At 62.5% G+C, this 13,898-nt stretch carries 11 protein-coding genes; 6 read left to right on the forward strand and 5 right to left on the reverse strand.

The features are described 5' to 3' along the window. Positions 1–6 precede the first annotated feature (6 nt). The 3 genes from JWR51_RS02745 to JWR51_RS02755 all read right to left on the reverse strand — a co-directional run bounded on the left by JWR51_RS02745 (position 7) and on the right by JWR51_RS02755 (position 4,294). Positions 7–1,155: an ABC transporter permease gene (locus JWR51_RS02745; protein ID WP_299743349.1), complete on the reverse strand. Its 1,149-nt coding sequence runs from the start codon at positions 1,153–1,155 to the stop codon at positions 7–9. A 2-nt stretch (positions 1,156–1,157) separates the two neighbouring features. Further along, a complete protein-coding gene (locus tag JWR51_RS02750) occupies positions 1,158–2,150 on the reverse strand; it encodes an ABC transporter permease (protein WP_299743352.1) in 993 nt (330 codons plus the stop codon). A 152-nt stretch (positions 2,151–2,302) separates the two neighbouring features. Then, a complete protein-coding gene (locus tag JWR51_RS02755) occupies positions 2,303–4,294 on the reverse strand; it encodes an ABC transporter substrate-binding protein (protein ID WP_299743355.1) in 1,992 nt (663 codons plus the stop codon). Positions 4,295–4,528: 234 nt separating this feature from the next. Between JWR51_RS02755 and JWR51_RS02760 the strand changes: the two genes are divergently transcribed. Together JWR51_RS02760 and JWR51_RS02765 are read left to right on the forward strand one after the other, a co-directional pair. Then, positions 4,529–5,557 (forward strand): LacI family DNA-binding transcriptional regulator, encoded by a 1,029-nt coding sequence (locus tag JWR51_RS02760; RefSeq protein WP_299743358.1) that lies wholly within the window; start codon positions 4,529–4,531, stop codon positions 5,555–5,557. A 111-nt stretch (positions 5,558–5,668) separates the two neighbouring features. Further along, positions 5,669–6,913: an HAD family hydrolase gene (locus JWR51_RS02765; RefSeq protein WP_299743361.1), complete on the forward strand. Its 1,245-nt coding sequence runs from the start codon at positions 5,669–5,671 to the stop codon at positions 6,911–6,913. 440 nt (positions 6,914–7,353) lie between these two features. On the opposite strand, the gene JWR51_RS02770 is transcribed toward JWR51_RS02765, so the two are convergent. Continuing rightward, positions 7,354–8,112 carry a sugar phosphate isomerase/epimerase gene (locus JWR51_RS02770; protein WP_299743363.1) on the reverse strand — a complete coding sequence of 253 codons (759 nt, stop codon included), beginning with the start codon at positions 8,110–8,112 and terminating at the stop codon, positions 7,354–7,356. Between the two features lie 11 nt (positions 8,113–8,123). After that, a complete protein-coding gene (locus JWR51_RS02775; RefSeq protein WP_299743366.1) occupies positions 8,124–9,290 on the reverse strand; it encodes a Gfo/Idh/MocA family oxidoreductase in 1,167 nt (388 codons plus the stop codon). Between the two features lie 239 nt (positions 9,291–9,529). On the opposite strand from JWR51_RS02775, the gene JWR51_RS02780 reads away from it, so the two are divergent. The 4 genes from JWR51_RS02780 (at position 9,530) to JWR51_RS02795 (ending at position 13,806) form a co-directional block, all read left to right on the forward strand. Further along, positions 9,530–10,843, forward strand: coding sequence for an extracellular solute-binding protein (locus JWR51_RS02780; RefSeq protein ID WP_299743368.1), 1,314 nt, complete (start codon positions 9,530–9,532; stop codon positions 10,841–10,843). An 80-nt stretch (positions 10,844–10,923) separates the two neighbouring features. Then, positions 10,924–11,829 (forward strand): sugar ABC transporter permease, encoded by a 906-nt coding sequence (locus JWR51_RS02785; protein ID WP_299743371.1) that lies wholly within the window; start codon positions 10,924–10,926, stop codon positions 11,827–11,829. Next, complete coding sequence (locus JWR51_RS02790) at positions 11,829–12,710, forward strand: carbohydrate ABC transporter permease (RefSeq protein ID WP_299724465.1); 882 nt, start codon at positions 11,829–11,831, stop codon at positions 12,708–12,710. The genes JWR51_RS02785 and JWR51_RS02790 overlap by 1 nt, the downstream gene beginning before the upstream one ends. A 25-nt stretch (positions 12,711–12,735) precedes the next feature. Further along, positions 12,736–13,806 carry an ABC transporter ATP-binding protein gene (locus JWR51_RS02795; protein WP_299743373.1) on the forward strand — a complete coding sequence of 357 codons (1,071 nt, stop codon included), beginning with the start codon at positions 12,736–12,738 and terminating at the stop codon, positions 13,804–13,806. Positions 13,807–13,898 lie beyond the last annotated feature (92 nt).

Consider the following 13,898-nt stretch of genomic DNA (forward strand, 5'->3'; position numbering starts at 1 on the left):
GCGGCCTCAATCCGAATAGGGGTCGGCGGCGTCGCGCAGGCCATCGCCGAGAAAATTGAGCGCTAGCACTGCGATCACCACCGCGCCGCCCGGCAACAGCAGCCAGGGCGCCGAGGCGATGGTGCGCACATTCTGCGCCTCCTGCAGCAGCACGCCCCAACTGACGATGGGCGTGCGCAGGCCGATGCCGAGGTAGCTCAGCGCAGTTTCCGCCAGGATCATTCCGGGAATAGCCAGCGACACAGTGGCGATGATGTGGCTCAAGAAGCTGGGCAGCATGTGGCGGAAGATGACGCGCACCGGTCCGCAGCCATCGAGCCGCGCCGCCTTGACGAAATCCTCGCTGCGCATGGCCAGGAACCGGCCCCGCACCACGCGCGCCAGGCTGGTCCAGCCCAGCACCGACAGGATGATGGTGATGAGGAAATAGACCTGGAGCGGCGGCACCGATGGGGGAATGGCGGCCGCCAGGCCGATCCATAGCGGAATGGCGGGCACCGACTGCACGAACTCGATGAGGCGCTGGATAATGTTGTCGGTGACGCCGCCGAACAGGCCCGAAATACCGCCGATGAGGATGCCGAACACTAGGCTCAGCGCCACCCCGATCAGCCCGATGGTCATGGAAATGCGCGTGCCGTAGATGGTGCGGCTCAGAATATCGCGGCCGAGACGGTCGGCCCCGGCGATGAAAAACGGTTGCCCCGCCTGCACCGGACCGAACAGATGCCGATCGGTCGGGATCAGGCCGAGCAGCCGGTAGGGTTCACCCTGCACGAACAGGCTAATATCGATGGGCTGTTCCGGATCGGGCACGAAGGTACGGCGGCCGGAATTGTAGTCGATCTTGGACGCATAGGCGTCGACATGGGGCGCAAAGTACCAGCCATTGCCGTCGTCGCGGCCCCATTGGATCGACTGGGGCGGCGCGTAGCTATAGGCCGGGTTATAAGCTTCCAGAGTCACCGGCGCGAGGAACTCGGGGATCAGCGCCACAACGTAGGCCAGGGTGACGACCACGCCACCGGCCACGCCCAGCTTGTGGCGCAGGAATTTCTGCCAAACCAGCGCCCAGTGGCCATCATAGCCGCGGCCCTTCTGATGCTTGACGGTGACAGCGGCGACGAGCCCGGCGGTTTCGTTTGAGGTGCTCATCCCTACCCCTGCTGATAGCGAATGCGTGGATCGAGCCAGGCGAGCAGCAGGTCGCTCAGCAACGTGCCGATCACCACCAGCACGCTCAGCATCAAGATGAAGCTGGCCGCCATATACATGTCCTGCGTCCGCAACGCGTCGAGCAGCAACGGCCCGGTGGTCTGCAGGCCCATGACGATAGCCACGATGGTGCCGCCGGAAACGATCTCGACGAAGATGTCATTCTGGCCGGAGACGAACGGGTTCAGCGCGTGGCGCAGTGGATATTTCATCAGCAGCCCGAATTCACCCTTGCCCTTGGCGCGGGCGGCGGTGACGTAGGGTTTGTGCAATTCATCCATCAGATTGGCGCGGATGATGCGGATGACGCTGGCCGTGCCGGCGGTACCGAGAACGATCATCGGCAACCAGAGGTGGTTGAGCAGGTCGACTACGCGATCCCAGCTCCACGGCGCCTCAAGATATTGCGGTGAAAACAGCCCGCCAACATTCATGCCGAACCAGGCAAAGGCGAGATACATCACTGCCAGCGCCAGGAGGAAATTGGGAATGGCCAGCCCGAGGAACCCCAGAAACGTCGCGAGGTAATCGCCGGCCGAATAGCGGCGGACTGCCGAATAGATGCCGATGGGTATGGCGATGACCCAGATGAAGAGGAGGCTCGCTACCGACAGGACCAGCGTCAGGCCCAGGCGAGGCCAGATCACATCCTTGACCGGCAGATTGAAGGAGAACGAATAGCCGAAATCGCCGCGCAGCACGACGCCACTGATCCAGTGCCAGTATTGCACCATGATCGGCAAATCGAGGCCATAGGCACGCCGCATGGCATCCTGCTCGGCCATCGGCATGACGTCGCCAGCGGCGGCAGACGTTTCGGCCAGGCGGGTAACATAGTCGCCCGGCGGAATGGCGATGACGAGGAACGAAATCAGCGAGACCGCGATCAGGGCGGGGATCACGTAGATGATCCGGCGCAGCATGAACGAACCCATTTGATCTCCTCTCTGGCAGAACTGCGAGGTCGTGGCGGTATGGTCCAGCGCATGCTGGAAAACAGGCCAGCTCCGCAAAGGGATTGAACGAAGCCGGCCCGAAGTTGGACGGCCCCGGGTTGCCGGGGCCGTCCTGCTCGTGGAGGAACTTGTTACTTGAAGAAGAAGGTGGCGAAGTTGGCGGGCGCCGGGCCGGGATAGAGCCAGCCTTCGATCAGCTCTGCCGGCACGTTGTGTAGGTTGTTCTTGACCGAGCGGTAGTAGCCGGCCGGATTAGCGATGCCGATGGTCAGGAACTGGTCGGCCAGCAAGTCGGTGAATTCCTTCATCAGGCTTGCCTGCTCGTCGCCCACGGTGGTGGGGATGGTCGAGCGCAGCTCATAGAGGCGCTGGACCTCGGCCGGCGGCTCGATCGGTGCCCAGCCTTCGGGCAGCTCGGCCTTCGGATTGAGCCGCAGCATATCCCAGGCCGCCCAACCGCTCCAATTGCCGAGCGACCAATAGCCGTAGTCGTTCATGAAGCGACCCAGATTGAGCAGCGGCAGCTGGCCGCAGCCATTCTCGCCCACCCATACGGCAGCGTCGGAGTCCGGCTTGGCGCGGGCATTGCCGAACAGTTCGTCGGAGTGGAAGTTGAGAGTCACGTCGAGCCCGGCCTGCTTCCAGGTGCGTTCGATGAGCTGGAAGGCGTCGACCGTATCCGGCTTGAAGTCGGCGTTGATCTCGACCGAGAACTTGAACGGCTTGCCGTCCGGCCCGACCCGGACGCCATCGGGACCCATCGGAATGATCTTGTCGAGGTGCTCGGCGGCCGTGGTCAGATCGAACTCGGTGAATTCCTTGGCCAGCGTCTCGTTGTAGAACGGCGAGTTCGGCAGCGGTGCGGGCTGGAAGGGTTCACCTTGCCCCAAATAAATGGTGTCGATGATTTCCTGGCGATTGATAGCCAGGGACACACCGGCCCGGAAATCCTTGGAACCGAACACCTGCGCCTTGATCGGATCGGGATGGTTGACCGAGAAGCCGAGCACGGCGGTGTTGTAGTCGCAGCTGGTTGCCGGCACGAGGTGATAATCGCCGGCAGTCTGGCTGTCGAAGAACACGGCGCGGTTCTGCGGCGTCGAAACATTACGCGGCGACATGGTGATCTGGCCCTGGATGGACTGCAGCAGCGTCACTTCCGGATCGGCGGCCACCGTCCAGACGCGTTCGTCGATATAGGGGAGCTGCTGGCACGAGGGATCGACCGCGAAGTAATAGGGGTTGCGGACGTAGGTCACGCGTTCCTTGCCCAACAGGCTATCGGTGCCGATCCAGGCATGCACGGACGGGCGCTTGGGGTCGTTGAACTGGGCCGCGTCGTTGTAGGAGCCGACATTGCCCTTCCACCAGGCGGCATAATCGGTCGCGCCGGCATCGGTCATCAGAGTGGCGACGCCCTTGGGGTTCAGGTCGATGTCGAACTGTTCCAGATAGTGCTTGGGGAACTGCACGGCGCGCTGGCCATAGGGACCGGCCATGTTCTGCAGGAACAGGCCGTTCGGCTGGGCATAGGCGAAGCTGACGGTGTAGTCATCGACCTTGGTGACGGTCGGGACGGCGCCGTTGTTCTTGAGCTCGGCGCGCGGGCCGCCCGGCGTCACCTTAATGTTATTCTCGACCCGGTCCCACCAGAACAGGATGTCGTCGGCGGTGAAGGGCTGGCCGTCGGACCACTTCATGCCGTCGCGCAGGTGGAAGGTGTAGGTCTTGGCGTCTTCGCTGATGTCCCAGCTTTTGGCGATGCCGGGCACGACCTCGGAGCCATCGACGCTCCAACGCACCAGCGGCTCGTAACCGAACTGGCGGATGTCGGCAATGTTGCCACCGCCCCAGCTGTCGATGAACTGGCCACCATAGACGCCGATTTCCTCAGCCGGCTCGATCACCAACGGTTCGAGCGGCAGCCGATCGGCGACCGGGGGCAGAGTGCCTGCATCGACCATGGCCTTGAGCTGCGGCGCCTCGGTATATCCGCTGGCGCATGTATTGGCGGCATCCTGCGCCAGCACCGGCAGTACGATGGCACCGGGCAACACGGCGGTACCGAGCATTGCAGACGTCACCGCCAGCAACCGCGCTACGCCGAAACGATCCTTGTGCATTTGCTTTCCTCCCACGACATGAAAACTTCGCATCCTCCGAGGTCCGGCGGCTGGGTTGCGCCGGAAGCCTCACCTTCCAGGGTGCTTGTGCACCTCGTCATTAGTACCCGCGCTTATCGGTAGAGTGACGATATCTTGTAAACGTTTTCAAAACAAGATATGAAGCTTCCATGGTTCGGGCGCCTAAAAGACCATTGGCAAACAGGACCCTAGGTAACATTCGAGGTTGACGGCGTGGTAACAATCAAGGACGTCGCGCGCCTCGCAAATGTGTCCATTGCGACCGTCTCTAGGGTGGTCAACAACTATGCTCATGTCCGCCCTGCGGTGCGCGAGGCGGTGACCAAGGCGATTGCAGAACTGGGCTACCGGCCAAACGGGTTGGCCAGTTCATTTCGCACCCAGCAATCCAATATCGTGGGTGTCCTGCTGCGCCAGCAGCGCACACCATTCAGCAGCGCCCTGGCCTATGCGATCGAAATGACCATGTTCGACCAGGGCTACCGCGTTTTGCTGTGCTCGACCAATGGCGATGCCGATCGCGAGGAAGCCTATCTCGAGACCATGCTGGACATGCGGGTACAGGGCGTCATTATCCGGCCGTCGGGGGCCAATGCGCGAACCATCAAGCAGGTCAATACCCTGCGCGAGCGGGGCATCGCGGTGGCTTTTGTCGATATGAAGCCCAAGCTGCCGGCGATCAGTTCTGTGGTGTGCGACAACTATTCTGGCGGCTACCAGGGCATGCGGCACCTGATCGAACTGGGGCACCGCAAGATCGGCATCGTCGCCGGTCGCGTAGCGCAAAAGGGCGGCAGCTTCGACGTCGGTAGCGAGCGCGTGCGCGGCATAAGGCAGGCCGCAGAGGATCTGGCGGTTGGTGTGGAGATCGTCTATTCGCCCTCCTTCGAGACTGCCAGTTTCGAGATCGGCCGCGAAGTCGGCGCCGCCATGATCACCGCAAAGTCTGGCATTACCGCTATTTTTGCCACCACCGACATGCTGGCCATTGGCGTCATGCACGCCGCCCACGCCCTCGATCTCGACCTGCCGCGAGACCTGTCAATCCTGGGCTATGATGGCGTGCTGGAGTCCAGTCTGACCTTCCCCATGCTCTCGACCATCGCCCAGCCGATCCACGAAATGGGCCAGATCGCCGCCACGACGTTGATTGACCATATGCGTGGTGTCAGCAAGTCGCCCCGCCAGGTGGTGCTGGAGAACACCCTCATCCAGCGCGCCTCCACCATCCCCCTGCCTTGAAATCAAGGACTGGTGGCGCGTCGAAAATTTACCTCGGACGTGGCTTGCCGTATAAAGTTGAAAACGATTACAAGAAACCAAACGCCCATTATGGGTCTCGGGGAAGCCTCCATGTCGTCATCATCGCGAGCCGCTGCGGATGCGGCAATCGAACTGGCGCGCCGCCTGGCGCCCGTCATCCGGTTCTGCGACAACGAGCCGTTTCTGCCCTCGCGGGTGGGCGTTTCGGTGCTGACGGCGCCCGGCTCCTCACCGTCGGCGGCGCTCGACATCAGTTTTGAGCCCGGCGTGGCCAAGGTGATCGAATACGCCATCTGGTGGGACTGGGACATTCAGCACCTCTACGAACTCGAACACATCTGGCTCAAGCTCGACGCCGGCGACGCCATAGTGGCGGTCGAAGCCAGCGCCCATGGCGGCCGGTTCGCCATGCGCCTGCCCGACGGCGCGCTGCCCCTTGAGGCCGGACGGGTGACCCTGGTCTCGACGCCGGGCAAACATGCCTTCACCGCCAGTGTGGATGCACAATTGCCGACGGCCGAACTCACCACGCTCTCGTGCCAGGAATTGGCCGGCCGCGGCGGCATCCTGATCAACGACATGTTCCGCGCCGCGCTGGCCGAGGTCACTTCGGAGGACCATCGCGCCGTCAAGCGCTACCTGCAGGCACGGGCATTCCTGCCCACGTTCAATTTCAACCAGCGCTTCGATCTCGCGCAGGTGGAGTTCGGAAGCTGGGACGACCTGGTGGCCTGGATCCCCGGACGCGTCAAAACCGTGCTCGCCCAGGTGCGCCAGGAGCAACCCCTGCTCAAGGCCGTCTTTCTCGACAGCGGCGACACGCTGGTCGATGAGGCGAGCGAGAGGTTCGACGCCGAAGGCTATGTCATCGAGGCCGGCCTTATTCCCGGCGCGCTGGAGATGGTCCGGTCGCTGGCCGATGATGGCTATCGCCTGGCGCTGGTGGCGGACGGCCGCGTGCGCAGCTTTGCCACCGTGCTCGGCGGCCACGGCATCAGCCCGCATTTCCACGCCCAGGTGATTTCCGAGTCCGAAGGCTGCGAAAAGCCCGACCAGCGCATGTTCCAGAAGGCCATGACCTACCTGGGGCTGGACAGTGCCGACGCTCCGGCCATCGTCATGGTGGGCAATCACCTCGAACGCGATATCGGCGGCGCCAATCGGCTCGGCATCATCAGCATCTGGCAGAGCTGGTCCAAAAAGCGCAGTCACATTCCCGCCGAAGCGCTCGAAGTGCCCCGCTACACCATTCGCTCCCCCGGCGAATTGCCCGGCCTGCTCGCCGATATCGAGCGTCAGATGGCGCGGATTAAGTCCAACCCCTCGCTGCCCTAGGGCCCCAATGGACGGCTTCAGCATTGATGCAGTCACATCCGACAAAAGTCCCAGATGAGGCCTGCCACTCACTCTCCGAGCACCTCGCTGCCGCTCATCGCCTCGACGCCTAGCCGGCCAGTCTGGGCTTGCGCACCCTCTGGGAGCGATTTTTTCCGCTAATGTCGTAGTCTCGCCGAACAGGCAATTGTATGGAGCCATCGGCAATGCTGCAAAATGACCACTGATCGTCCGCCGCGCCTTGGCCCTAGCTGCATCCCTCGCATGCCACATGGGCCTGAAGGCGCGGTCAGTTCGGGGAGAGATAGGTCACGCCTCCACCCGGGCGGGCCGTGGCTAATCCCGATCTAGTCGAAGCCTTGAGGTATCCGCTCGTCGGTCCGGGGGCTCGGTTGGTAGCGCAATTTCCCGCGTACTGCGTGTGGTCCCTAGGATATTGGTCAGGCGATGAGCGTGCGGATGTAATTTATCGAGCGCTTGGCCAGCACTTTCCAGTCGGACGGGTTGTCGTGTTCGACGACCAGAGTCGTCGCCTTGGTATTCCCGAATAGCGGATACAGTGCTTTCCAATCGATGATGCCGTCTCCGGTTGTCACCCAGCCTTCGTCCAGTGCGGTCCCGGCCGGGGCGGTGTCCTTGAGCTGGATCGTGGTGATGCGATCTGCATATTTCATGAGCTCCTGCGCCGGATCGGCCCAGCCGCGCACCACCCAGCCGATATCGAGCTCCAGCGTCACGTCGGGGCCGGACGCTGCCATGATGTGATCGATCGGCCGCGTCCGGTCCTCGAGTTTTACATATTCGAAGTCATGGTTGTGCCACTCGACGCGCAGCCCTTCGGCCTTGGCGCCCTCGGCGCCCCTCCCGAGGATTTCGCCCACGGACTGCCAGAACGCGGCGGTCGGCCGTCGCTCCGTCTGCGGCACATAGGGCGGGATCAGCGTCGTGGTGCCCAGCGTATGGGCATAGTCGAAGAACCGCTTGGGCTCCTTGTCGAGGCCGGCAAGTGGCATATGAATGCCCGAGACTTTCAACCCCACCGCGTCGGCTTGTCGCTTGAATCCGGCGGCATCGTGCTCGTAGTTGGGCAGGAACAGTTCCACCGCGTCGTAGCCGACTTCGGCGAGGTAGGCCAATTGCCCCTCGGCGGGAAACAGGCGCGAGGAATACATCTGGAATGAAACATCGTAGCGCGACATGGCTGGCCTCCTTAGCCGGCAAATGCGAGGGGGGCATCGGCGGCCTTGAACCGCGCGGCATCAATTTCGGCCAAAGGGGCGGGGCGCTCGACGGTGCTGACGATATCGACGAAGCGGCGCTCATCGGCCGAGCGGATAATGCCCAGCAGGATCTCCAGCACATGGCGGGCGAATAGGCCCGAGGCGCGCGGTTGGCGGCCCTTGTCGGCGGCGTCCAGCAGATCGACCAGGCCCAGGCCGCGATAATTGCCGACCACGTTGCCCGATGGCCAGGTCCAGTTCTGCCGCCCGAACGCAGTGTCCTCAACCGTCGACACATGACTGCCCGCCGCATCGATGATCTGCAACTGGCCGCCGAAGAAGTTGGGATCGGGCACCATCAATGAGGCCTTAGTGCCGTGTAGCTCGATCGGATTGGAATGCCCATGGCCCCAATTGTCGTAGCTCACGGAGAAATGGATTTGAGCGCCCGAGGCGAATTCCAGCAGCGCCTGGCTGGTGGTCGGCGTACCGACCTTTACAACGGTGCCCTGGTTCGGCCCCGCAGCCGTGACCTCACGCTCCTCGAAGAACTTGGACGCCAGTGCGACCACGCGCTTGACCGGCCCCAGCAGGTTCACCAGCGCCGAAATGTAATAAGGGCCCATGTCCAGTACCGGGCCGGCACCGACCTGGTAATAAGGGGACGGATTGGGGTGCCAGTCCTCCATGCCGTGATTCATGAAATGGGCACTGCCGCTCTTGATCGTGCCGATGCGACCCTCGTCGATCAGCCGCCGGGCCATCTGGTGTGCGCCGCCGAGGAATGTGTCGGGCGCGCAGCCGATCAGCAGGCCCGCTTTGTCGGCCTGCGCCAATAGCGCATTTGCATCCTCAAGGCTCAGTGCCAGCGGCTTTTCCGAATAGGCATGCTTGCCTGCAGCCAGGATCGCCCCGGTCACCGCAGCGTGGCTGGCGGGATTGGTCAGGTTGATCACCGCGTCGATATCCGCCCGTGCAAGGAGCGCCTCCATGCTCAGCGCATCGAGGCCGTATTCCGCGCCCCGGCGCTGCGCCGCCGCCATGTCGATATCGGCGCAGGCCACCAGCCTGATCGGCGCGAACACCTTCGACAACCGCGCATAGGCGTCAAAAATATGCCCGCAGCCGATTACGCCCACGTTCCACTGCTTGCTCATGTCCGGCTGCTCCTCGCATGGCCTTTGGCCTTGCTTGAGCGATACCGGCCCGACAAACGATTGAACACGAAGATTTGCCGTGGCGAGTCCAGCCTATGGGACAAAGCAACCGGCTCCTGCATTTGCCCCTTTGACACTAAGGCGCTTCTCTGTTGGCCTAGGCGGTGTCGTCATCTGGCCATGGCAACAATAGCAGTCCTTGAAGACTGCGCCGGGCCGACGCCCCTGAGGAGGAAAGATTGGAAAAAGATAGTAAGCGCATGACGCTCGATCGCCGGCAGTTCATGCAGGCGGCCGGCGCTGGTCTTGCGGCCACGGCCGTTGCCGGCCTGCCATTCGCGGCGGCGGCGCAGGACAAGGTTGAACTGCTGCTCTGGGCCTGGACCCCCGATACCCAGGTGCAGGCCGACATGTTCACCAAGAAATATCCCAACATCTCGGTCAAGGTCGAGAATGTCGGGCAGGGCGGCCCGCATTACGTCAAGCTGCGCAACGCCATTCAGGCCGGCACCGGCCTGCCTGATCTGGCGCAGATGGAATTCAACTCCATCCCCAGCTTCAAGCAGTTGGGCGTGCTCGCCGATCTGGGCGCGGCCGCCAACCCGGTCAAGGACCAGTTCATCGATTGGACCTGGAAGGCCGTCAGCGACGGCGACAAGGTCTATGGCATTCCGTGGGATAGCGGCCCGATGGGCCTGCTCTATCGCAATGACGTGTTCGAGAAGAACAAGATCGAGGTTCCCGGCACCTGGGATGCTTATTCGGAAGCCTCGCTGAAGCTGGCGACCGATGCGCCCGGCACCTACATGTCCAACTTCGGCGTCTCCGATGCGGGCTGGGTGGCGGCGGTACTGTGGCAGGCGGGCTGGCGCCCGTTCCACACCGAAGGCACCAATATCACCATCAAGCTCAACGACGACATCGCCAAGAAGTGGGCTGCCTATTGGCAGAAACTGGTCGATGCCAAGGCCGTCGATACCAAGCCGATGTGGACCACCGAATGGTTCGCGGCGCTCGATGACGGCGTGCATGCGTCCTGGGTCACCGCGGCCTGGGCACCTGTGCTAATGCAGAACTCGATGAAGAAGAGCGTCGGGCTGTGGCGCGCCGCGCCGATGCCGCAATGGACTGCCGGCGGCACCGTCACGTCCAACTGGGGTGGCTCGACCTTCGCGGCGATGACCACCACGCCGCACCCGGAAGAAGCCGCCTTGTTCGCCACCTTCATGGGCAGCGATCCGGAAGCGGCGGCGCTGTGGAACTCCAAACAGTTCCTGTTCCCGGTGCTCAAGAGCCTGATCGACGACAAGGCCCTGATGGGCGCGCCGAACGCCTTCTACGGCGGCCAGGCGGTCAACGAAATTTTCGTCGTGTCCGAAAACCAGGTCGATCCGAGCTTCGAGTTCGCCCCGTTCCAGGACTTCGTCAACCAGACGATGCAGGACGAAATGTCGGCTTCGATCGCCGGCTCCGGCACTCTTGGAGATGCGTTCGATCGCCTGCAGGACAAGGTCGTCGCCTACGCAACCGACCAGGGCTACACGGTCTCCTGACCCCATTGATCCGGCGCGTAACCCTCCCGGGCGCGCCGGATCAACCTTTGTTTTCGTGAAGCCACGCCCAAGGATCGCTCATGCCGGATGCCGTCGCGACCAGGCGGCGCGGACGGGTCTATGTGACCAAGTCCGTTGCCCCTTATCTGTTTCTGCTGCCCTTCATGGCCTTGTTCGTCGCGTTCCTGATCGCGCCGCTGTGCTATGCCTTCGGCCTCAGCCTGTTCAAGACCACCATGGTGGCTGGCACCCAGTTCGTCGGCGCCGCCAATTACCTCAAGGTGTTCACCGATCCCTCATTCTGGGACGGGGTCGTGCTGCTGTTCAAATTCGGCCTGATGCAAATCCCCATCATGCTCGGCTTGGCGCTGCTCTATGCGCTGATCCTCGATAGCGGCCGCGTCTACGGACGCAATTTCTTCCGCATCGCGTTTTTCATTCCCTATGCGGTGCCCTCGGTTATTGCGGCACTGCTCTGGGGTTATCTCTATGGCCCGTCCTTCGGCCCGTTCGGGCAATTGGCCGAATTTTTCCACCTGCCCAAGCCGCAATTTCTGCTCGACGGCACCATTCTGGGCTCCATCGCCAATATCGCGGTTTGGGAGTTCATGGGCTACAATTTGATCATCTATTTCGCCGCGTTGCAGGCCATTCCGCAGGACCTGGAAGAGGCCTCGTCCGTCGATGGCGCGACCGGGCTGCAATATGCCCTGCGCATCAAGCTGCCGCTGATCATGCCGACGGTGATCGTCACCATCATCTTCTCGATCATCGGCACGCTGCAATTGTTCAGCGAACCCTATCTGATGCGCAACCTGGCGCCGGGCATCATCAACAGCCACTACACGCCCAATTTCTATGCCTACACGTTGGCCTTCACCAACCAGCAATATAACTATTCGGCCGCCGTTTCCTTCGTGCTGGGCGGGGTCGTGGCGGTGGTGTCCTATGTGTTCATGCTGCTCGCCAATCGCAGGGCCGCGTAATGGCAATCGTTTCCAAAACCGCCAATTCGGCCTCGTTCCGCAACAGCCGCCGCTGGCTCACCGTCGCGCTGGCGCTGTATTTCATCTACACTTTCATCCCGATCTTCTATGTGATCGTGTCCTCCACCAAGTCCAATGCCGACCTGTTCGGCACTTTCGGGCTGTGGTTCTCGGGCGACTTCCATTTCTGGCAGAACTTGCAGGACCTGTTCACCTATCAGGACGGCATTTTCTCGCGCTGGCTGCTGAATACCATCCTCTATTCGGTGGTCTCGGGCGTCGGCGCGGCGCTGTTCGCCACCTTTGCGGGCTATGCCTTCTCCAAGTTCGAGTTCGTTGGCAAAAAGCTCAGCTTCGCCCTGGTGCTGGGTGCCGTGATGATCCCGCAGACGGCGTTGGTGATCCCGATTTTCCTGCTGCTGTCCAAAGTAGGGCTGGTCAATACGCCCTGGGCCGTCATCCTGCCCTCGCTGGTGTTTCCGCCGGGCGTGTTCCTGATGAAGGTCTATGCCGACGACGCGCTCAGTAACGAGCTGATCGAAGCCGGCCGCGTCGACGGCGCGGGGGAGGTACACATCTTCTTCAACATCGCTTTCCGCCTGCTCACGCCGGGGTTTGCGACGGTCCTGATCCTGGCCTTCGTCGCCACCTGGAACAATTATTTCCTGCCGCTGGTGCTGCTCAATTCCTCGGACAATTTCCCCGTCACCGTGGGCCTGTCGCAATGGTATGCGCTGGCCACTTCGGGCAGTGGCGGGGCGGTGCTGTTCAGCATCGTCATGGCCGGCTCGCTGGTTTCCATCGTGCCGGTGATCGCCGCCTTCCTCATCATGCAGCGCTATTGGCAAGGCGGCCTTGGCGCCGGCGGGGTCAAGGCGTGATGCACACGACAATCTGGAGCCCATCATGGCGGTAATCGAACTCAAGGGCGTCGAGAAGAGCTTCGGCTCGGTCAAGGTGATCCGCGGCGTCGATCTCAAGGTCGAGCATGGCGAATTCGTCGTCTTCGTCGGCCCCTCCGGTAGCGGCAAATCTACCTTGCTGCGACTGGTCGCGGGCCTCGAAGAAACCAGCGGCGGCACCATCCTGATCGATGGGCGCGACGTGACCAATCTGGGGCCCGCCGAGCGTGAACTGGCCATGGTGTTCCAGTCTTATGCGCTCTATCCGCACAAGACCATTCGCGGCAACATGTCGTTCGGGCTCGAAGTCGCGGGCTTTCCCAAGGACGAGATCCGCCAGCGCGTCGACGAGGTGGCGCGCCTCCTCCAGCTCTCCGATTACCTGGAGCGCAAGCCACGCGAACTGTCAGGCGGGCAGCGCCAGCGTGTCGCCATCGGCCGCGCCATCGTGCGCGAGCCAGTCGCCTTCATGTTCGATGAGCCGCTGAGCAATCTCGACGCCGGGCTGCGCGTCGACATGCGCATCGAGATCACCAAGCTGCACCAGCGCCTCGGCGCCACCATGATCTACGTCACCCACGATCAGGTCGAGGCCATGACTCTGGCCGACCGTATCGTGGTGCTCGACAAGGGCATCATCCAGCAGACCGGCTCGCCGCTTGAACTCTACGAGCACCCCGCCAACCTGTTCGTCGCCCAGTTCATCGGCTCGCCCAAGATGAACGTGCTGCCTGCCGCGTTCAAGGATGGCAGGATTTCCATCAATGGCGGCGTGGGGATCGAGGCGGGCAAGATGACCGGCACCGACGTGGCCAATGTCGGCATCCGGCCGGACGACATCGAGATTTCGCCCGATGGCACAGGCCTGATCCACGGCAAGGTCGATGTGGTGGAGCGGCTCGGCTCGGATACGTTCGCCTATGTGGCAGTGCCCGGCGCACATGCGGTGACGGTGCGGGCGCCCCGCGACTCCGCCGTTGCGATCGGCCAGGATGTCGGGCTGACCTTCAGGCCGGAGCGGCTGCAGGTCTTCGCCGCCGACGGAGCATCGCTGCGTCCGCGTCCGGGTGTGTAGGTCAGGATGATACCCGGTCAATTTCGCGAGCGTGGCTCTGTATCTGACACGGACGAGTTGACTTGGATGGCGTTCGGGAATCTCGTCGCTCT

This window comes from Devosia sp. (assembly GCF_028290625.1).
Classification (GTDB): Bacteria; Pseudomonadota; Alphaproteobacteria; order Rhizobiales; family Devosiaceae; genus Devosia.